Here is a 17,620-nt window from a genome sequence, read left to right on the forward strand (position 1 = left end):
ATGGCGGATCCGCGACCGGGGGCCGGGCGGGTCTCGACGACCCCCGCCGCCGATGACCTGCTGCGCCGGCTCACCGGCCGGCACGGCCCCCTGATGTTCCACCAGTCGGGCGGATGCTGCGACGGCAGCTCCCCCATGTGCTACCCGGCGGGCGAGTTCCGGACGGGCGCCGCGGACGTCCGGCTCGGCGCCCTGTGGATCGACGGCCTGGCCGAGCCCGTGGAGATGTGGATGTCGCGATCCCAGTTCGCGTACTGGCGGCACACCCATCTCACCATCGACGTCGTGCCCGGCCGCGGGAGCGGTTTCTCGGTGGAGGCCCCCGAGGGGGTCCGCTTCCTCATCCGGTCCCGCCTGCTCACCGAGCCGGAGCTCGACGCCCTCGCCGAGCCTCCCGGTCCGGCGGGCGGCGGCGCGTGACGGACAGCGGGTGCCGGGCGAGGGTGCCGGGGGAGGCGCGCGGGGGCGCGGCCGACGCGGTCGCGCCCCTCAGGCGGTCGGCGGGCGCGGTCAGTGCATGAATCCGGCAATACCGCGGTCGGCCGCGACGGCGTCGCGCCACCACTTCGCGCACGACTCGATCGCCGCCAGCACCTCGCCGTCCAGGGCCTGCCGCTGCTCGGCGGTGCCCGCCTCCCACTGGGCCAGCGCGCGCCGGCACTGGTCGACGGTCCATTCACCGTAGGAGGGCAGGTGCTCGGGGCGCGGCAGCTCCGCGGGCAGGCTCCCGTAGGAGAACTCGGCGACCTCCACCGCGTCGATCCCGAGGGCGCTCAGCCCCTTGTCGACCGTCTCCAGCCAGTCGCCGCGGAACGGGGAGAAGTGGTTGTTGAAGCACGGCCGCCCGTGGAACTCGCACACCAGCTTGTAGGAGTAGCCGTACTGGAAGGCGTACTCCTCGTCGAACGGCCCGCCGTCGATGACCGCCCGCAGCGCGTCGTACCGGGTGGGCGCGCCCCGCTCGATCTCGAAGGAGAACTGCTGGTCGTCGGAGGCCATCCACCGTTTGAACCGGCCGCCGATCATGCGGCGCAGCTTCTCGTCACGCGACCCGATCGCGCCCCGCGCGAGTCCGAGGTCGATCACGTACACGCTCAGTCCGTAACTCATGCGGAGCACTGTAGGGCCCGCCGGCGACATCACCGCCCGCCGAGGTTCGCTCAGGTGAGGGCGCGCAACCGGTCGTCGAGCGCGGCAAGGTCGGCGACGAACCACACATGGCCGGCCGGCGACCGGTCCGACTCGTGGACGAGGGCGCGCAGGGCCCCGCTGGCGGCGGTGTGCCGGGAGATATCGCCGACGACGGCCAGGCGGATCCGGTAGTTGACGAATTTCTGCATGACCTCGCCCGCGAACCGGGTGCCCAGAGCGAAGAAGTCATCGTCGAACCGGCCCGCCGGCACGGCCACCACCTCGGCCCCGAGGAACGAGGCGCCGATCAGGTCCAGGGCGTCCTGCTCGGTGGCCACCCGCGGCCCGTCGGGGTCGCACATCAGCACCGGGACCCCCGCCCGCTGCTCGATGACGTCAGGCACCGCCGGCCTCCCGGTCGATCAGTCCGCTGTCGCCGTCGAGCACGTCGTCGAGCAGGCGCAGCAGGTCGGCCGTAACAGCGGGGCCGCCCAGGATCACGATCTTCATGCGGTTCCGTTCCTCGTCGTGGACGGTCTGGACGCGCACCGGGTGGTCGGGGTCGTGCGCGGAGTTCACCCCGGCCAGGACGAGCGTGCCCAGGCGGTCGGCGGCGACGCGGTCGATGCCGTCGATCTGCACGATGCTCGACACCTCGGCCGGAGCGGCACCGGAGGCCCCGGCGGGCTCCGACGGCGGCCGTCCGACCAGCGCCTCCAGGTCGCTGCGGGCGATCCGGTACTGCTTGCCGATCCGCACCGCCTTGAGCCGGCCGGAGCGGATGTAACCGCGCACCGTGCGCACGTGCAGGCCGAGTCGATCCGCCACTTGTTCGACGGAGTACATTTCTTCCCTCATCACACCCGAATATAGAGCATAAAGGGATTGATAAGGAAGTTTTCAGCACCACCTTCAGGGAAGATCAACGGGAAATCATTGCAATCAGTAGTCGTATTCTTACGTTTAGCTATGATTGTCGTCATGGCAATAACCCCGCTCATCGAACCTCAGGTGTGGCGCGAAGGCTCCACCCTGGCCCTGCGCGAACTCGCGCCCTCCGACGCCGGCGCACTCGAACCGATACTCGGCGACCCCGACGTCATGCGCCATATCGACCTCGGAACCCTGGACTCCGCGGGCGTGGCGGCCCTGCTCGCCCGGGCCCGGGCCGACCAGGCCGATCCGGCGCGGCGCGGGTACCGCCTCGGAATCGTCCAGCGCGGCGACGGCACCCTGGTCGGGACCATCGCCCTGGACGTCCAAGGGCTGTCCAACGCGCACAGCCACTCGATCATCCTGCGGCCCGGCATGGCGAACATGACAGCGGGCTTCGAGGCCGTCCACCTCATCCTGGGGGTGGCCTTCGAGCAGCTCGAACTGAGCCACGTCTGGTGTACGTGCTACGCGGACAACACCGTCGCCACGCGCCTCTTCCTGGCCACGGGCGGCGTGCTCCAAGCCGAGCACGCCAGGGGGTTCCACTTCTTCTCCATTCTCAAGGACCAGTGGCGCGACGTCTCATCGCTGACCCTGCGCGAGGCCCTCACCCTCCTCCGCCGCAACGGCGCGGTCTCCCCCGCTATCGCCGCCCGATCCGGCCGCCTCCGGCCCCAGAGCCCCGCCTGAACCCCGCGGCGGCGTCCGGCCGCTTCCGGCGCCCGCCGCTGCCCGCCACCGGCCGCCACGATGCCGGTGCCTCCGGGGCCGGCGTCGTGGCGGGCGCTTCCCGAAGGAGCGCCGGGCGGGTGCACGACACTTTGGGGCCGAGACCTCCGTCGTCGTCGCTCTCTCCTGCCCGCGCCCGCTCGCGGCGGTAGTCCCGTTGCGGCCGGATCCACCGCTCGGCGCAGGGGCTGCGCCGGGCTGGTACGCGGGGCGGACGCCACCCGCGGTGCTGAGGGCCCCGGCCCGCTCGACGCGCGCTCCCCCCAAAGACACGCGGAGCTGGGCCGGGACGTCGGCGTTCGCAAGGTGAGTAACGACCGCCACCAGATGCATGACCGCAGACGCGTCATGCGAAGCCCACGCGGTCCCCAAGGTGGTTCCAAGGTCACCCCAGGGGGCCGGCCGCTCGGCACGCCCCCGGTGCGAATCGGGCCGGCGCCGCGGCGCGGCCGCCGCCGGCTCCGGTTCGGCGAGGCCGCCATCCGGCGGCGGGACCGGATCTCGACCGTGCTCGCGGCTCCCCGGTCCGCCGCTCCGGCGTCCGTTCCGGGCCCCTCCGGGCCCCTGGACCGCATGCTCAGCCGGCTGCGGCGCCGAACCACTCCGGCAGCCGGCCGAGCAGGTCCTGCCGGTCGTCGCCGGCCCATGCCACATGGCCGTCCGGCCGCAGCAGCACCGAGGGCGCGTCCGGCTCCCCGGTGACGTCGACGACGTGGTCGACCCGATCCGCCCAGCCCGCCACCGTGAGGCGGCCGGTCCGGTCGAGCAGGAGTCCGCGGCCGCCGTGCATCAGCTCATAGAGGCGGCCCTCCTTCAGCCGCACGTCCCGCATCCGCCGGCCGAGGAGTTCGTGGCCCGCTCCGAGGTCGTAGCGGACCTCGACCGCGGTGATCATCCCGGTCACGTACCGGTTCACGTCCTCGAAGTCCATGAGCTCCGAGAACAGCTCCCGCAGCGCGGCCGCACCCGGATCGGTCCCCAGCAGCGCGATCTGCGCCTGGGTGTTGGCCAGGACCCGGGCGCCCACCGGGTGCCGTTCGGCGTGGTAGCCGTCCAGCAGCCCGTCCGGCGCCCAGCCGTTGACCGCGGCGGCCAGCTTCCAGCCGAGGTTGAACGCGTCCTGCACGCCGAGGTTGAGCCCCTGCCCGCCGGTCGGCGGGTGGATGTGCGCCGCGTCGCCGGCCAGCAGCACCCGGCCGACCCGGTAGCGCTCGGCCTGCCGGGTGGCGTCGCCGAACCGGGACAGCCAGCGCGGCGAGTGCACGCCGAAGTCGGTGCCCGCGGTGGCCCGCAGCCGCTGCTTGACCTCGTCGAGGGTCGGCGCGGCCGTGCGGTCCTCGGCCACGCCGTCGGCGGGCACGACGACGCGGTACACCACGCCGTCGCCGTCCTGCGCGGGGCCGACGCCGAACCGCAGCTGGGTCTTGCGGACCTCCGCGACGGTGGCGGCGATCGTCGCCGGATCCTCGGTCACCTCCATTTCGCCCAGCAGCGTCTCGACCTTGGCGGGCTCGCCGGGGAACCCGACACCGAGCAGCTTGCGCACCGTGCTGCGGCCGCCGTCGCAGCCGACGAGGTAGCGCGAGCGCAGATGCGTGCCGTCCGCCAGCTCGACCCGTACACCGTCGTCGTCCTGGCTCAGCCCGGCCACTTCGCAGCCCCGGCGGATCTCGGCCCCGAGTTCGAGGGCCCGCTCTTCGAGCAGCCGCTCGGTGACCGGCTGCGGCGTGGCGAGGCCGTACGGGTGGGCGGTGTCCAGCCGGTCCGGCCACGGCTTGACGATGCCGCCGAAGAGACCACCGACCTGGAACTTCTCACTGACCGCGAGGAACCGGTCCAGCAGGCCGCGCTGGTCCATGATCTCGACACTGCGCGCGTGCAGGCCCTGCCCCCGGGACTGCCGGGTCGGCTCGGTCAGCCTCTCCAGCACGACCGCCCGCACTCCGGCCAGCCGCAACTCGCCGGCCAGCATCAAGCCGGTCGGTCCGCCGCCGACCACGATCACATCAATCATCGAACGCCCATTCAACGAGTCGGATTTCAGCCGGCCGCCCCGCAGGACCCGGCGGCACGCATCCCCGGACATCGGCATCGCTCACCCGCGGCCGCGCCGCCAGTGCCGCGATGTTCCCCGTCCCCCGCGCCTATGCCCCTCTGCGCCGACAACGGCGGACACCCGTCGCGAATCCGTCGTTTCCGCAGGTTCCGGCCTTGGCCGCCTCATTGTGCGGCACGCCCGGGGTCTTGCCGCAAGCCCCCGGGTGCGCTATACGTTGGGAGTGGAAGGCGGTGTCCTTCCCCCTCCACGGTCCGCTGCTCCCGGCGGAACACCCTCCTCCACCCGGCGCGTGCCCGGAGTACATTGGCCGGATGCTCGCGCAGATCCTCCCCCTGGCCGGCGTCGTGATCGGCGCGCTCGCCTCGTATCTGGCGACCGCCATGGCCGAGCGGGCGCGCTTCCGCCGTTCCATGGCCATCCGCTGGGACGAACGGCGGATGGACGTCTACGTCGAATACACCTCGCACGTGAAGAAGATGCTCAAACTCGGCGAGAAGATCCTCCGCGACCCCGCCGACCCCGCCGGGCGGCAGGCCGACCTGGAGGCGCTCGAGGAGGAGCGCTCCGCCCGGTTCGAAGCGCTCGCCCTGCTCGCCGACCCCGCCACCACCGACGCCGCGCACACCGTCAACCGCCAGGTCGCCCGCCTCCTGCGCGCCACACGCGAGCCGGACCGCACCGAGCCGCCCGCCGCCGGGGGCCCCTCCCTCGGCGACGACGTCGTCGCCGCGCTCAACACCTTCCACGCCGCCGCCCGCCGCGGCCTGGGCGTATCGTCCGGCTCCCCGCTCTAGGGCATCCGCAAGCACCCCCGCCCAAGGCCGGCCGGGCGGCGTAACGGGGTCCGGGGCGTCGCACGGCCTGACCGGGCACCCCGCGGGACCGTGCGGTCACCCCTCCGCGACGGCGTCGGGGCGGAGGAGCCCCGTCAGCACGCGGGCCACAACGCGGTCGAAGAGCTCGTCCGCCGGTTCGTCGCCGGAGCCGGGGACCGCTCCGGCCAACGCGGCGGCGAGGTGGGGGTGGCGCCCCGAGCCGGCGGCGTGAACGAGGTACTCCGCCCGCGCCTGCTGCCACTGGGGCACCGTCCGCCCGGCGCGGCGCTCGGCGATCTCGGAGCGGACCAGGGCGGCCACCACGGCGTTGAGTACGCCGATGGCCTCGACCTTGGCGCGTGGAGTGACCGGCACGTCGGCGAGCGCGGCCAGTGCGTGCTCCAGGTACGCGGCCGTGTGCGGCCCCAGCGGGCTCCTCGACGCCAGCGCGTCGAGGAGCCACGGGTGAGCGAGGTGGAGGCGCCTGCTCCGGCGGGCCAGGGTCAGCATGTCGTCGAGCCACCGCCCGGATCCGATCCCGGCGTAGGAGATCTCGCCGCTGACCTGATCGATCATCAGTTCCAGCAGTTCCTCACGGGTGGTCACGTAGCGGTAGAGGGACGCGGAACCCGATCCGAGCGACCCTGCCACCGCCCGCATGGTCACAGCGGCGAGACCGTGCGTGTCGGCCAGGGCGATACCGGCCGCGGCGAGGCTCTCGCGGTCGAAGGCCGGAACGGGCCCCCGTCCTGAGCGCTCGGGGCGGAGCCAGATGCTGTGGGTGGGCTGCGTGTCCACACCTCTCCCTTTCTGCGAACGACGTATGCAGTACCTTATCGACGTACACATACTGGGAACACCGATCGCAGTAAAGGGGCATCTCCATGACCGAGACGCGGCCACCGCGGAGGTGGACGGCCACCCGGTATGCGCGCAACGGCGGCGTCGACGTGGCCTTCGACCGGTTGGCGGGCACGCGGGGAGAACCTTTGCTGCTGGTCATGGGCCTGGCCACCGCCCGGTTCTGGTGGCCGGCCGGACTGTGCGAGGCGTTCGCCGACGCCGGATTCGCCGTCGCCCGCTACGACCAGCGAGACGCCGGCGAGTCGACCCGCATGCCCGACACCGCCGAGGCCGGCCCGTTCCGGGCGCTGTTCGGCAGGCGCGGCGACGCCTACACCTCCGAGGACATGGCCGACGACGCCATCGCGGTGCTGGACGCGCTCGGCTGGAAGCGGGCACACGTCTTCGGCCACTCCCTGGGCGGGGTGATCGCCCAGCGGCTCGCCCTGAGGCACCCCGATCGCGTGCTCAGCGTGACGTCCTCGGCGGCACTGCCCAGTGACGCCTCGGGGCTCGGCGTGCTCCGGTACCTGCGGTTCCGCCTGCCGGTCGAACTCGCCCGCGCCAGGTTCCCCGAGGGGCGCGACGGCGATATCGAGGCATCGCTCGCCGTCCGGCGCGGTATCGCCTCCCCCCGCTACCCCTTCGACGAGGAGGCCGCCCGCGCCTGGGCCGAGGCCGAGGCGGACAGCGGCCCCCGTGACACCCGGGCCCAGAGCCGCCAGATCGGCGCCCAGTGGCACGGCCCCCGGCTGAGCGCGCTGCGTCGGCCGACACTGGTCCTGCACGGTGAGCAGGACCCGCTGCTGCGCGTCGGCGCCGCCCGCGCCACCGCCCGCGCCGTCCGCGGGGCCCGGCTGAGGACCTTCCCCGGCGTCGGCCACGACCTGCCCGCCGCCCTCTGGCCCACCATCGCCCGCGAGGTGCGGGAGCTGGCGGCATCGGCACCCGCACGCCCGGAACCGGGCCGCTGACCCGGCCGGGACGGCGGGGTTCGAACCCGTTCCCCTTCGTCCGAACGGCACTCGCGTGCCACTGCGAGGCTCGGCGTCGGAACGGCGGCCGGACGCCCGCCGGCGGGGGTCCCCCTCCCGTCCCGGAAGTCCGTCCGATCCCGCCGGTAACAATCGCGGTCCCCGCGACATAAGGGGGTGAGTCGAACGGAAGGGACCCGATGACGAAGGACGAGGACCCCGATGCGGACGCACGAGGCGAGTTCACCCGGTTCTTCGAACGACACTACGACGACGTCCGCCGCTACGCGTGGCGGCGCGTGGGCCCGGACCGGGCCGACGACGTCGCGGCGGACACCTTCGCGGTCGCGTGGCGACGCCGCGCGAAGGTTCCCGTGGATGATCCGCTGCCCTGGCTGTACGCCGTCGCGCGCAACACCGTCCTCGCACGCGGACGCGAGGAGCGACGGCGCGGCGAGGTGCTGAGCACGTTCGGCGGCGCATGGGAGGGCGCGTCGCCCGCGGGAGACGCGTCGCAGCAGGTCACCGAGCGGGAGGCCGCACTGTCGGTGCTGAGCCGGCTCAAACCGGGCGAACGCGAGCTCGTGATGCTCGTCGCGTGGGAGGGGCTCGACGTCCGCGCGGCAGCGCGGGTACTCGGCTGCACGGCGGCCACCGCCCGGGTCCGGCTGCACCGTGCCCGCAAGCGCATCACACGGCTGATGGAACGGGAATCGGCGACCGCCGTTTCCGGCAGGGGAGACATGATTCCAGCGGGGGGACTGCGATGAACACGGACGAGCGAACGGTGCGGGACCTGCTGGCCGCCCACGACCCGGCGGCCGGGGTACGGGCCGGCGCCGAGCAGCGGAACACGGCGCGGGTCGACGCACTCGCCCGGGCGCAGGACATCCGTGAGCCGCGCACGGTCCGCCGGACGGTCTGGCGGAAGGTCGCGCTCGGCGCCGCCGCCTGCACGGTGGCGGCGGCGGTGGTGGCCGTCGGCGGACTCGTGGGCCGGCCGACGGAGACCGCGTACGCCGGACCGCCGCCGGCCCCCCTGGCCGTTGAGGTGAACGACCTTCAGGACGCCCGCGCGGACCTGCTCGGCCTCGCGGAGCGGGCGGAGGAGCAGGACGCCCGCACGCCGGCGGGCGACATCTCCTACCTGCGCACGTCCACGTGGTCGCTCGTGCTGTCACACGACCTGGACACCGACCAGGCCGGCTGGGGCGTCCTCCCCGAGGAGCAGCAGGTGTGGCGCGACCCGGACGGCTCCGGCCTGGAGATCACCCGGACCGACGTGCCCGACCACCTCGCCGGCGACGAGCAGCCGGTGCTCGACCTGTTCGACGACGGCGAGGAGGAGTACGAGTGGGACACCGAAGGGTCCGACGGCCTCCGCTTCCTCTGGCAGCCCGGAACCCTGTCCACCAGCCCCGACACGCTGGCCGAGCAGCTGATCGCGGGCTCGGGCTGGTCCGACGGGGAGAACACCGCCGGCCTGTTCTACGCGATCAACGAGCTGTACAACGAGCAGCCGGTCGACCCGGACGTCCAGGGCGCGGTGCTGCGCCTGCTGGCCGAGCAGGACGACGTCCGGTTCGCCGGCGAGGCGGAGGACCGGTCCGGCCGGACCGGGCTGCTCTTCCTCGTGCAGTCCGACGAACTGGGCCCCGGGACGGAGCTGGAGCGCCGCATCATGTTCGACGCCGATACCGGGATGCCGCTCTACACCGAGACCGTGCAGACGGAGAACCCCGAACCCCTTGACTACGATCTCCCGGCGGTGGGCGACTACACGATGTTCCAGACGTCGGCATGGGTGCCGGAGGTCCGGGACACGCCGTAAGGAACCCGTTGCACGTCCCTCCGGACACGTCCGGAGGGACGACATCGCGTCCCGGTCCAGTCGGCGTCTGCGGCCGCGAGCCTTCCGCCGGCGAGCTGTAGGCTCGGGCACCGATCGGCTCATAGGGTCCGCACGTCACGATCGGACCTCACCCGATCTCCTCGTGCACACGCGCCCTGAGCCGACGTTGACGGGGAACTCTCGGGTGGCGCAGTGGCTTTCCGCAGCCGGGCGGACGACGGTATGCACGCGAGCGCCGCCGTGGTCCGGTCGCAGGCGCGGCCATACGGCCGCTGTCGCGCGACGGCGCGGGAAGGGAACCACAGATGGTCACGGATCCGACGATCATCCGGATCGGCCAGGTCGTGCAGCTCGGCCACCAGGGCGAGCGGGAGGCCGCCCGCCTCCGGTTCGCGGAGATCTGGGAGGAGATCGGCGGCGAGCACGGCGACCCCCTACAGCGTTGCACGCTCGCGCACGCGATGGCCGATGTGCAAGACGACGTACACCAGGAACTGCTCTGGGACCAGCGAGCAATGGCGGCCGCCGGCCTGATCACCGACGCGCGCGCCGAGCAGGCCGGGGTGTCGCCTTCGCCCGCCGGACTGTACCCCTCGCTGCACCTGAACTTGAGCGAGTGCTACCGCAACCCGGGCGATCGCGCCCGTGCCCGTGAGCACCTCCAGCACGCACGCGCCACGATCGGCGCACTCGGCGACGACGCCTACGGACAGATGATCAGGGAGGGCCTGGAACAGATGGCCGAACGCCTGCGCTGACGCGACAGCGGCGACCGCGTCGCCGGGGTTAACATCCCCGATCCTCCGCAGGCCAGAAGGGGTCTCGCGCATCACGCGAGACCCCTGTTTCCTGCGTCACCGCGGCGGCTGCCGCCCCGCGCTACTCGGCGGCCTGGCCCGGCTCGACCGGCTCCACCGGCTCCCAAGGCTGACCGGGCTCCACAGGCTCGACCGGCTCGACCGGCTGCCCGGGCTCCACGGGCTCCACGGGCTCCACGGGCTCCACGGGCTCCACGGGCTCCACGGGCTCCCAAGGCTGACCGGGCTCGACCGGCTCCGCGGGCTGCCCAGGCTCGACCGGCTCGACCGGCTCGGTGGGCCCTTCGCCCGGGAGCGCCGGAACGCCGGGCTCGCCGCTCGGCACGCCCGGCGGGTGCTCCGGCACATCCGCGGTGTCGGCGAACGCGGCGGCGGTGCCCGCACCGAACGTGATGCCCAGGCCGAGAACGACCGTGGCGACCCTGCGCAGAATCCGTGACATGGGGGTCCCCTTCTCTGGAGTAGCTCGCCCGGCGGTCGCTCCGCCGGGGCGGCCACAGCGAGTGGCTGCGGCGGGACCAATACAGCCAGACCCGCGGTTAGACCGCGGTTATCGCCAACGCCTCGTGATCTCCATAGGTCGGCCACATCCCGGCCGGGGGCGCGGGATCGCACGGAGCGGCGGACACTCCGCCACGGGCACGGATCACGAAGGACCCCGGTCGTCGCCGGTGCGTACGGTCGCGAAATCCGCGACGGCGAAGACCACAAGGTGCGCCGACCGCCGCCGTCGATCACACGTCACACCGCGGCTTCGTGGCTCGTGCAGAACGGCGTCGAGGCCACAGAGATCCAGCGGTCGCTGGGGAACGAGGATGACAACACGACGCTCCGGTACGCCCATCCGGCACCCGACAGCCACGACAAGCTCCTGGAGGCACCGACCCGGCGCTGGGAGGATCGCTGCGCCGGCGGGCCCGCGCTCGCCCTCACTCGGCCGTGGCGGTATCGGACCGCCTAGTTCGCCCCTCTCCGGGGCGACGGCTCCGAGCGGGATCGGAGGGAGATTTCAAAGATCATCTCCCGAAAATCTCCCGATACGCCGAAGGCCCTCCTCTCCCAGAAGGAGAGAAGGGCCTCTGACCTGGTCGGGGTGGCGGGATTTGAACCCACGGCCTCTTCGTCCCGAACGAAGCGCGCTGCCAAGCTGCGCTACACCCCGAAGCAACGTGCATCAGTCTAGCGGACGGGGAGAGGTGGTCGCACCCGGATTGGGGCGGGGTGCAGGCGCCTGGTGCCAGTGGGTGCGGCGGTGCTCGGCAGGGGGTGCGGGGAAGGCGGGACGGCTGATAAAGGGTGTCGCGCAACCCTTGATGTGGCGCGACCGGAACGGAGGACCGGGGAGGCCCGGTGGCGTCGCGTGGAGGTTCGCGGGGTGCCGGGTTTCTTCCGCGATCCGCTCGGCGGGAAACGTCTCTAGAGAGGATCGGCCGGAGTCGGCCGCCTCCCTTGCCTGAGCGGGGCGCGGGTCGCAGGTTGGGGGCATGGGCGCCGCGAACAACGTCCCTGACCTCGACCCGCGGCCCGCACCCTGGTGGGTCCGCCTGTCCCGCTGGCTGAACGGGACGCGTGTGTGTTCCGTATACGACTGCATCCAGCTCACCGAACCCGACGAAGTCCACTGCACGACCCACATCCGCGCCTTCCGCGCGGAGCTGGGTGAGCGCCGGTGCGCCGTCGCCCGTTGCGTCGATCCGCACGGCGACGGCGACTCCCTCTGCTTCCTCCACCGCGAGGCCGCCGTCATCGACGCGGTCGCCTCCGCCCCCGGGCAGTGGAACGCCCCCCGGAAACGCAAGCGCTTCCAAGAGCCCGCATGAGGCCGCCCGCCCCCTGACCGGCGGCACCGTCAACGAGTGCCCGGACGGCGGAACGGGGGCGGGGACGGGGACGGTCAGACGCTGTCGCGGATGCGATCGAGCGCGGTCTGCGCCTCTTCGGTCAATGGGACCCGCAGATCTCTGAAAATGGTCAGGGCCGTGGAGAGGCCGGCCATCGCCGTCGCGCGGTCGACGGTGCCGCGCGGCAGCTGTCCGATCGCCAGCAGCGCCCGCCCCTCCATGTAGCGTTCGCTGCGTTCCACCGCCAGCGTCCGGGCGCGTTCGAGTGCTAAGAGAGCCTGCCCCGGCTCTCTCGCTCGTGCATGGGTGACGCCCAGCTCCACCAGGATCTCGGCGGCGCCGCTGTACTGGGCGGTCTCCTCGCTGAGTTCGAGGGCACGCGTGTGCGATGCGACGGCGGCCTCCGTGTCACCGGCCCCCCGCTGAGCGACCCCCAGGGCGTTGTGGATGAAGATCTGTTGCTGCGGAGTTTCGGTGATCTGCGCGTAGTGCAGAGCCTCCCCGAGTTTCTTGAAGGCTCCCGCGAAGTCCCCTTGCTGTGCGCTGGCCTCGCCCAGTTGCCGCAAAGAGATGGCGGCGATGCGAGGCAGCCCATCGCCAAGGTCGGTCTGTAGCGCGGCCTCAGAGTATTCGACGACCTTCGGAATGTCTCCGAGCGTCAAATAGAGCATGCCGATGTTGTTGCGCTGAACGGCGCTGAGCCGGACGTCCCCGACGGACAACGCGTAGTCGAGGACCTGGTGGAAGCAGGCCAGCGCGTCGTGGAAGCGACCCATCCGCTCGTATACGACGCCCAGATTGCCGGCGACTCGTGCTTCACCGCGGGGGTCGGTGACGACTTTGAGGATGTCGCGTGCCTCGTTGAGTAGCTTCAGTGAAAGCTCGAACCGCCCCGCCAGGCAATGTGTGATGCCGAGCCCGATCAGGGTGACCGCACTGCCCCTGTCGTTCTTCTGAGCGCGGCTGATGCTCAACGCCCGTTCCTGGATGGCGACGAGCAGCTCGGTCTGGCCGTGCAAGGCGTAGAAGCCCCACAGGGAATCGGCGAGCTGCCATGCCTTCTCGCCGTCGCCGAGCGCCGCGTAGAAGTCGACGGCGGGCGCCAGGTTCGCCTGATGCCGACGGAACCACGAGACCGCCTCCTTGTTGCTCGTCAGCTCCCTCCGGTATCGGGACGCGCCGTTCGCGGAGACCTCGTATTCGTGCCCCCGCGGCCCTATGAGGTCGGCGGCTCGGTCGGCCATGTCGAGGTAGTGGTCGGCGAGGCGAAGGCGTGCGGCTTCGGTCTCGGCCGAGTTGATGTCGGCGAGCGCCTTCTGTCGCGCGTATGCGCCGATCAGGTCGTGGAAGCGGTAGAGATCGACCCCTGACTCGTCGAGGAGGCGGACGCTGACGAGCTCTTGGAGGAGGTCGTCGGCGGTGGGCGGGTCCTCGCCGAGGAGCGCCGCGGCTCCATGCAGGTCGATGCTGCTGCCGATCATCATGCCGAGCAGCATGAACGTGGTGCGCTGCACGGTGTTCAGGCTCTGATACGACAGCTCGAAGACGGCTTCGACGCTCTGCCCGTCGATGCGCAGCTCCCGGAAGCGCCGCTGCTGCTCGCCGAGCCGCTGCGCGACATGGGCGAAGGTCCAGCGCGGTCGGCTGAGCATCCGTCCGACGACGATGCGCAGGGCAAGGGGCAGTCCGCCACACAGCTGCGCGACCTGCTGAGCCTGCTCTTGCTCGCGCTCCACGCGCTCCGGGCCGAGCACCGTGGAGAAGAGCTGGAGAGACGTCTCGGCGCTGAGCATGTCCAGGGAGAAGTAGCGCGCCCCGCTCACCCCGGGAAGGTCGTTGCGGGTCGTCACCAGTGTCATGGAGCCGGGCGATGCGGGAAGAAGCGGGCTGACCTGCGCGAAGTTGACGGCGTTGTCGAGCACCACCAGGAGTCGCTTGCCGACGATCATGGACCGCCACAGAGCCGAGCGCTCCTCTAAAGATTCCGGCAGGGTCTCGGCCTCGGCACCGACCGCCCGGAGCAGGGCACCGAGCGCGCCGAGCGCAGCCAGCGGCTCACGGTCCACCGTATAGCCGTAGAGGTCGATGAAGAGCTGGCCGTCGGGGTAGTTGGCGGCGAGCTTGTGCGCCGCGTGGATGGCCAGCGTGGTCTTGCCGGCTCCCCCCGGGCCGGTGATCACGGCCACCTCGGCCCGTTCGGCTGCTTGGCCGCCGATGCGGAGCAGCTCGCGGAGATCGTACTCGCGCCCCGTGAAGTCCGGAATATCCCGGGGAAGGTCATTCCGGGATTGGAAATCCGGCGCCGCCGATCCTTCGGAAAATGGACCGCCGGGCTCGGTATCGGAATACACCGAATCATCATTGAAATGCGATTGTGGCTCTCCTGAAACCACATCCGAGTCTTGCAGGATGCGCTGGTACAGCTCCATTACCTCGGGGCTGGGGTCGACGCCCAACTCTTTTGCGAGGTAGCCCCGGGTCTCGTGGAAGACGTTCAGCGCGGCGGCGCGCTGTCCGCTCCTGTGGAGGGCGGCGATGAGCAGGTACTGCAAGCGCTCCCGCAGAGGATCCTCGCGCACGAGCGGGGTGAGCCGCGTCACGATGTCCGAGTATCGGAGCAGGGAGAACGCACATTCGGCCCAGGCCGCAATCGCCGCCCACCGCTCCTCCAGCAGCGGTTGGCTCACGGCGTACCAGAGCTGGTCGGACCCGGTCCCGGAAAAGGGCTGTCCCCGCCAGCAGGACAGCGCGCGATCCCAGAGGAGCAGGGCGTCGGCGGGGCGTTGGGCCCGCTGCGCCTCGGCGACGAGCCGGCGGAAGCGGTGCAGGTCAACGCGATCCGCCTGCACCTGGGCCATGTAGCCGCCGGCCGTCGTCTGGATGACGTCGGGAAACGCACGGCGCAAGTGGGAAATCTGCACCTGGATCACCGAGCGTGCGGTGCGCGGCGGATTGTCGTCCCAGAGGTATTCGATCAGGCGATCGACGGTCACCTCTTTGCCGAGGTCAACGAGGAGGACGCCGAGGACACAGCGCTGCCTCGGCCCGCCGACGGGGATGGTTTCACCGTCGGACCAAGCCGAAATCGGGCCGAGCACACCAAATTCCACAAATGGCACTGTAGCAAGGCCATTTGCGGAACATGCGGGAAGAGAAGGATGTAACGCCGCCGCATCGCAGTGCCCGTCCATCAAAGCACTGCGATACGGCGTCGTGTGCGGGATACGGAATCGTCACTACCGTCGCGCGGGCTCGGGCTCCCGAACCGGCTCGGGCTCCTCCGCGGGAGCCTCGAGTTCCGGGGTGGACTCCTTCGGCCCGTCCTCCTGATCGGTCCACTCCTCGTCGATGAGCGGATCCGTGAAGGGAGTCGCCTTCCCGGTGATGGGCTCCCCAAGCCCGGCGACGATCTCCGCAAACTCAGCGTCCAGGTCGAGCGACGCCGAGGTCAACTGCTGCCCCATATGGATTCTCCTCGATACGGATGTTTCACATCATCGTGGCTACGGCCACTCCGCGTCGCCGATCTCGACACCGTCCTCCTCTTCCAGGGGCTCGATGTCCTCATAGCGCCGGGGCGCGTCGTCCCCGTCACTGAACGGTGTCGTCTTCGCGGTCACGGGCATCTGCGCCCCCAGTCGGGCGACGATCTCCAGGAACTCGGTGTCGATCCGGCTCGACTCGGTGAGAAGCAGCATGTCTCCTACGTCCTATCCACACAGATGACCGTGCGTAGGCGCCCGCCAGGGACCGTCCCGGAAGGGGCAGGGCCCGGGTGGGATCGCCGGACCGGTGCCCGCAGGCCGTCCTCCTGCGGGTCCCGATCTCGCCTGAACGCGACTGACACTAGGAACGCCGTCTTGCGAGTGGCTTTCATCCGCCTTACGGCTGTTTTGCCCAACTACCCGTGAGTAGTGAAAGCCTCCCGCAAGCCGCCGCTCCCGGCGGGTCCGCCGCCCCTGGAAGTGGCGCCGGAACCGCCTTTCACGCTACGACGGCCGCCGGCCCCGGCCGGTTCCACCCCCGCCGATCAGTGGCCTGATCAGGCCGCAAACCCACGGAACCCGGTCATAGCATCTACACTGCTCCCTTGTGGCTCATCATGCGGCCGATCCCGGCGAGGGCTCGGGAGGGTTCCTCCCCCAGAGCCCCCTGTGGCGTGCCGTCACCGCGGTCGTCGCCGTCACCGTGGCCGGCGCGGTCACGGCCGTGCTCTGGGTGACCGGCGGGCTGGCCCCCGCCGCGGCCACCGCCGAGGAGCCCGGGGGCGAGGCGGCCAACGACATGCTCACCCTCACGGTGCACGACGCCGCCATCAACCCCGAGGGGGACTCGATGGGCCCCACCCTCGACGTCCGCGCCGACCTCGTCTCGAAGGACACCCGTCCGTTCGACGTCGGCGCCCTGAACCGGATCGTCACCGCGGAGCTCACCCCCGGCGGCCTCGAGACCGCCCAGCTGAGCGTCGTCTTCACCCGCCACCCCGACGGCTATGTCTCCGAGATCCAGCCGGACATGCCCGAAGAGGTCGTGCTGAGCTGGCTGCTGGTCGAGGCCGGGACCGAGCCCGAGGACGACAACCCGCTCGGGGCGCTCGCGGGCGAGGAGCCCCCGTCCATGGATTTCGACTGGCTGCTCGAGGAGCCCAAGGACCTGTCGGGCCTCGTCGCCGAGGAGGAGTCCGCGACCATCGTGGTCACCGATGCCGCGTTCGAAGAGGGCTTCACCGACCAGACCGAGCGCTGGACCCCCGGCGACGAGACCGTCGGCCGGTTCAGCCTGCCCTTGGACGAAGGGTGACCCGGTGAAGGGCCTGCTCGCACGGCGGTCGACCACGATCGTGCTCAGCCTGATCCTCCTCGGGCTGATCATGGGGGCCCACTCGCTCATCCCGCCGACCCTCGCGACGTCCGAACCCATCGGCTACGCGGGCGGCATCGGCACGACCGTCGACGCGCGGCAGTTCACCATCGAGGTCCGGGATGTCCGGTTCGCCCGCAGCATCACCGACGACAGCGGCGACGACGAATTCGGGGTCCCGTCCGAACCGATCGAGGCCAACGGGGTGTGGGTGGTCGTCGACGCGACCATCGAGTCGACCCGGAGCACGATGCGCAACGTCCGCGCCGAACTCGACACCGGCGAGGACTACGCCTACTCCGGCACGACCTGGTCGAGCAACGTGTTCGACTCGGCCTCCCCGAGCCTTTCGCCCGGGCGCCCCGTGACCGGGGCGTTCGCGTTCGAGGTGCCTGAGGAGCGGCTCACGGAGCTGTCCCTGCGCGCCGTCGTGAGCCACTCCCTCGACGAGCGCCTGGCCGCTCAGGCCGACATCGACCTCGGCCTGAGCGGCGCCGGGCTCACCGACAGGATCGACGGCGCGGACGACGTGACCGCGATCCCGCCGATCGAGACGCACTAAGAGGTCCTGCGGCCATGCATCCACGCGATCCCCGCCACCAGGGTCCCCCGCCCGGCTACCCGCCCCCCGGCTTCGCGCCGCCCGGCGCACGGCCGCCGTACGGACCGCCGCCGGGCCCTCAGCGGCCCATGAACCCCCCGCCGCCCCAGGTGCCCCAGGGCCCGGCCCCGCACCGGGGCGGCCCTGGAGCCCGGCCCCCG

General features: G+C 71.5%; 20 protein-coding genes and 1 tRNA gene. 11 read left to right on the plus strand and 10 right to left on the minus strand.

Going from position 1 to position 17,620, the window contains the following annotated elements; all coding sequences use genetic code 11:
- Positions 1 to 420 (plus strand): DUF779 domain-containing protein, encoded by a 420-nt coding sequence (locus ACFO4E_RS19380; RefSeq protein WP_378576795.1) that lies wholly within the window; start codon positions 1 to 3, stop codon positions 418 to 420.
- A gap of 90 nt (positions 421 to 510) precedes the next feature.
- Here the strand turns inward: ACFO4E_RS19380 and ACFO4E_RS19385 are convergent, their stop codons facing one another.
- The 3 genes from ACFO4E_RS19385 to ACFO4E_RS19395 are packed head-to-tail and all read right to left on the minus strand — an operon-like array spanning position 511 to position 1,989.
- On the minus strand, positions 511 to 1,110 hold the full coding sequence (locus ACFO4E_RS19385) for a DUF7691 family protein (protein WP_378576796.1): 600 nt from the start codon (positions 1,108 to 1,110) through the stop codon (positions 511 to 513).
- Between the two features lie 50 nt (positions 1,111 to 1,160).
- Complete coding sequence (locus ACFO4E_RS19390; RefSeq protein ID WP_378576798.1) at positions 1,161 to 1,535, minus strand: DUF4180 domain-containing protein; 375 nt, start codon at positions 1,533 to 1,535, stop codon at positions 1,161 to 1,163.
- A complete protein-coding gene (locus ACFO4E_RS19395) occupies positions 1,528 to 1,989 on the minus strand; it encodes a helix-turn-helix domain-containing protein (RefSeq protein ID WP_378576800.1) in 462 nt (153 codons plus the stop codon). Before ACFO4E_RS19395 ends, ACFO4E_RS19390 begins: the two co-directional genes overlap by 8 nt.
- Positions 1,990 to 2,112: 123 nt before the next feature.
- On the opposite strand from ACFO4E_RS19395, the gene ACFO4E_RS19400 reads away from it, so the two are divergent.
- A complete protein-coding gene (locus tag ACFO4E_RS19400; protein ID WP_378576802.1) occupies positions 2,113 to 2,757 on the plus strand; it encodes a GNAT family N-acetyltransferase in 645 nt (214 codons plus the stop codon).
- A gap of 616 nt (positions 2,758 to 3,373) precedes the next feature.
- Here ACFO4E_RS19400 and rox read toward each other — a convergent pair.
- Positions 3,374 to 4,810, minus strand: coding sequence for a rifampin monooxygenase (gene rox, locus ACFO4E_RS19405; RefSeq protein WP_378576803.1), 1,437 nt, complete (start codon positions 4,808 to 4,810; stop codon positions 3,374 to 3,376).
- 356 nt (positions 4,811 to 5,166) lie between these two features.
- On the opposite strand from rox, the gene ACFO4E_RS19410 reads away from it, so the two are divergent.
- Complete coding sequence (locus tag ACFO4E_RS19410) at positions 5,167 to 5,649, plus strand: hypothetical protein (protein WP_378576805.1); 483 nt, start codon at positions 5,167 to 5,169, stop codon at positions 5,647 to 5,649.
- 96 nt (positions 5,650 to 5,745) lie between these two features.
- On the opposite strand, the gene ACFO4E_RS19415 is transcribed toward ACFO4E_RS19410, so the two are convergent.
- Positions 5,746 to 6,468 carry a TetR/AcrR family transcriptional regulator C-terminal domain-containing protein gene (locus ACFO4E_RS19415; protein ID WP_378576807.1) on the minus strand — a complete coding sequence of 241 codons (723 nt, stop codon included), beginning with the start codon at positions 6,466 to 6,468 and terminating at the stop codon, positions 5,746 to 5,748.
- 86 nt (positions 6,469 to 6,554) lie between these two features.
- Between ACFO4E_RS19415 and ACFO4E_RS19420 the strand changes: the two genes are divergently transcribed.
- The 4 genes from ACFO4E_RS19420 to ACFO4E_RS19435 all read left to right on the plus strand — a co-directional run bounded on the left by ACFO4E_RS19420 (position 6,555) and on the right by ACFO4E_RS19435 (position 10,097).
- Positions 6,555 to 7,487, plus strand: a complete 933-nt coding sequence (locus ACFO4E_RS19420; RefSeq protein WP_378576809.1) for an alpha/beta fold hydrolase — start codon at positions 6,555 to 6,557, stop codon at positions 7,485 to 7,487.
- Between the two features lie 200 nt (positions 7,488 to 7,687).
- The gene (locus ACFO4E_RS19425; protein ID WP_378576811.1) at positions 7,688 to 8,257 is read left to right on the plus strand and encodes an RNA polymerase sigma factor; all 570 of its coding nucleotides are present in this window, start codon (positions 7,688 to 7,690) and stop codon (positions 8,255 to 8,257) included.
- On the plus strand, positions 8,254 to 9,318 hold the full coding sequence (locus tag ACFO4E_RS19430) for a CU044_5270 family protein (protein ID WP_378576813.1): 1,065 nt from the start codon (positions 8,254 to 8,256) through the stop codon (positions 9,316 to 9,318). Before ACFO4E_RS19425 ends, ACFO4E_RS19430 begins: the two co-directional genes overlap by 4 nt.
- A gap of 326 nt (positions 9,319 to 9,644) precedes the next feature.
- Entirely contained in the window at positions 9,645 to 10,097 is a 453-nt protein-coding gene (locus ACFO4E_RS19435; RefSeq protein ID WP_378576815.1) for a hypothetical protein, read from the plus strand.
- A 121-nt stretch (positions 10,098 to 10,218) separates the two neighbouring features.
- On the opposite strand, the gene ACFO4E_RS19440 is transcribed toward ACFO4E_RS19435, so the two are convergent.
- The gene (locus tag ACFO4E_RS19440) at positions 10,219 to 10,599 is read right to left on the minus strand and encodes a hypothetical protein (RefSeq protein WP_378576816.1); all 381 of its coding nucleotides are present in this window, start codon (positions 10,597 to 10,599) and stop codon (positions 10,219 to 10,221) included.
- Positions 10,600 to 10,869: 270 nt separating this feature from the next.
- Between ACFO4E_RS19440 and ACFO4E_RS19445 the strand changes: the two genes are divergently transcribed.
- A complete protein-coding gene (locus ACFO4E_RS19445) occupies positions 10,870 to 11,118 on the plus strand; it encodes a tyrosine-type recombinase/integrase (protein WP_378576818.1) in 249 nt (82 codons plus the stop codon).
- Between the two features lie 124 nt (positions 11,119 to 11,242).
- Here ACFO4E_RS19445 and ACFO4E_RS19450 read toward each other — a convergent pair.
- A tRNA-Pro gene (locus ACFO4E_RS19450) sits at positions 11,243 to 11,319 on the minus strand.
- 322 nt (positions 11,320 to 11,641) lie between these two features.
- Here ACFO4E_RS19450 and ACFO4E_RS19455 point away from each other — a divergent pair.
- A complete protein-coding gene (locus ACFO4E_RS19455) occupies positions 11,642 to 11,977 on the plus strand; it encodes a hypothetical protein (protein WP_378576819.1) in 336 nt (111 codons plus the stop codon).
- A 74-nt stretch (positions 11,978 to 12,051) separates the two neighbouring features.
- Here ACFO4E_RS19455 and ACFO4E_RS19460 read toward each other — a convergent pair whose 3' ends face one another.
- The 3 genes from ACFO4E_RS19460 to ACFO4E_RS19470 all read right to left on the minus strand — a co-directional run bounded on the left by ACFO4E_RS19460 (position 12,052) and on the right by ACFO4E_RS19470 (position 15,696).
- Positions 12,052 to 15,108, minus strand: coding sequence for an AfsR/SARP family transcriptional regulator (locus tag ACFO4E_RS19460; RefSeq protein WP_378576821.1), 3,057 nt, complete (start codon positions 15,106 to 15,108; stop codon positions 12,052 to 12,054).
- A 126-nt stretch (positions 15,109 to 15,234) separates the two neighbouring features.
- The gene (locus ACFO4E_RS19465; RefSeq protein WP_378576823.1) at positions 15,235 to 15,462 is read right to left on the minus strand and encodes a hypothetical protein; all 228 of its coding nucleotides are present in this window, start codon (positions 15,460 to 15,462) and stop codon (positions 15,235 to 15,237) included.
- A 39-nt stretch (positions 15,463 to 15,501) separates the two neighbouring features.
- Entirely contained in the window at positions 15,502 to 15,696 is a 195-nt protein-coding gene (locus tag ACFO4E_RS19470; RefSeq protein ID WP_378576824.1) for a hypothetical protein, read from the minus strand.
- Positions 15,697 to 16,090: 394 nt separating this feature from the next.
- On the opposite strand from ACFO4E_RS19470, the gene ACFO4E_RS19475 reads away from it, so the two are divergent.
- Both ACFO4E_RS19475 and ACFO4E_RS19480 read left to right on the plus strand, forming a co-directional pair.
- Positions 16,091 to 16,798 carry a hypothetical protein gene (locus ACFO4E_RS19475; RefSeq protein ID WP_378576826.1) on the plus strand — a complete coding sequence of 236 codons (708 nt, stop codon included), beginning with the start codon at positions 16,091 to 16,093 and terminating at the stop codon, positions 16,796 to 16,798.
- 4 nt (positions 16,799 to 16,802) lie between these two features.
- Positions 16,803 to 17,420, plus strand: coding sequence for a DUF4352 domain-containing protein (locus ACFO4E_RS19480; protein ID WP_378576828.1), 618 nt, complete (start codon positions 16,803 to 16,805; stop codon positions 17,418 to 17,420).
- The last annotated feature ends 200 nt before the right edge of the window (positions 17,421 to 17,620 follow it).

This window comes from Nocardiopsis mangrovi (genome assembly GCF_042653925.1).
Lineage (GTDB): Bacteria > Actinomycetota > Actinomycetes > Streptosporangiales > Streptosporangiaceae > Nocardiopsis_B > Nocardiopsis_B mangrovi.

Excerpts from the sequence above, each read along its gene's own strand:
- ACFO4E_RS19470 (WP_378576824.1), bottom strand. The coding sequence starts at position 15,696 with ATGCTGCTTCTCACCGAGTCGAGCCGGATCGACACCGAGTTCCTGGAG.
- ACFO4E_RS19430 (WP_378576813.1), top strand. The coding sequence starts at position 8,254 with ATGAACACGGACGAGCGAACGGTGCGGGACCTGCTGGCCGCCCACGAC.
- ACFO4E_RS19435 (WP_378576815.1), top strand. The coding sequence starts at position 9,645 with ATGGTCACGGATCCGACGATCATCCGGATCGGCCAGGTCGTGCAGCTC.
- ACFO4E_RS19425 (WP_378576811.1), top strand. The coding sequence starts at position 7,688 with ATGACGAAGGACGAGGACCCCGATGCGGACGCACGAGGCGAGTTCACC.
- rox (WP_378576803.1), bottom strand. The coding sequence starts at position 4,810 with ATGATTGATGTGATCGTGGTCGGCGGCGGACCGACCGGCTTGATGCTG.
- ACFO4E_RS19395 (WP_378576800.1), bottom strand. The coding sequence starts at position 1,989 with ATGAGGGAAGAAATGTACTCCGTCGAACAAGTGGCGGATCGACTCGGC.
- ACFO4E_RS19385 (WP_378576796.1), bottom strand. The coding sequence starts at position 1,110 with ATGAGTTACGGACTGAGCGTGTACGTGATCGACCTCGGACTCGCGCGG.
- ACFO4E_RS19465 (WP_378576823.1), bottom strand. The coding sequence starts at position 15,462 with ATGGGGCAGCAGTTGACCTCGGCGTCGCTCGACCTGGACGCTGAGTTT.
- ACFO4E_RS19380 (WP_378576795.1), top strand. The coding sequence starts at position 1 with ATGGCGGATCCGCGACCGGGGGCCGGGCGGGTCTCGACGACCCCCGCC.
- ACFO4E_RS19400 (WP_378576802.1), top strand. The coding sequence starts at position 2,113 with ATGGCAATAACCCCGCTCATCGAACCTCAGGTGTGGCGCGAAGGCTCC.
- ACFO4E_RS19420 (WP_378576809.1), top strand. The coding sequence starts at position 6,555 with ATGACCGAGACGCGGCCACCGCGGAGGTGGACGGCCACCCGGTATGCG.
- ACFO4E_RS19410 (WP_378576805.1), top strand. The coding sequence starts at position 5,167 with ATGCTCGCGCAGATCCTCCCCCTGGCCGGCGTCGTGATCGGCGCGCTC.
- ACFO4E_RS19440 (WP_378576816.1), bottom strand. The coding sequence starts at position 10,599 with ATGTCACGGATTCTGCGCAGGGTCGCCACGGTCGTTCTCGGCCTGGGC.
- ACFO4E_RS19455 (WP_378576819.1), top strand. The coding sequence starts at position 11,642 with ATGGGCGCCGCGAACAACGTCCCTGACCTCGACCCGCGGCCCGCACCC.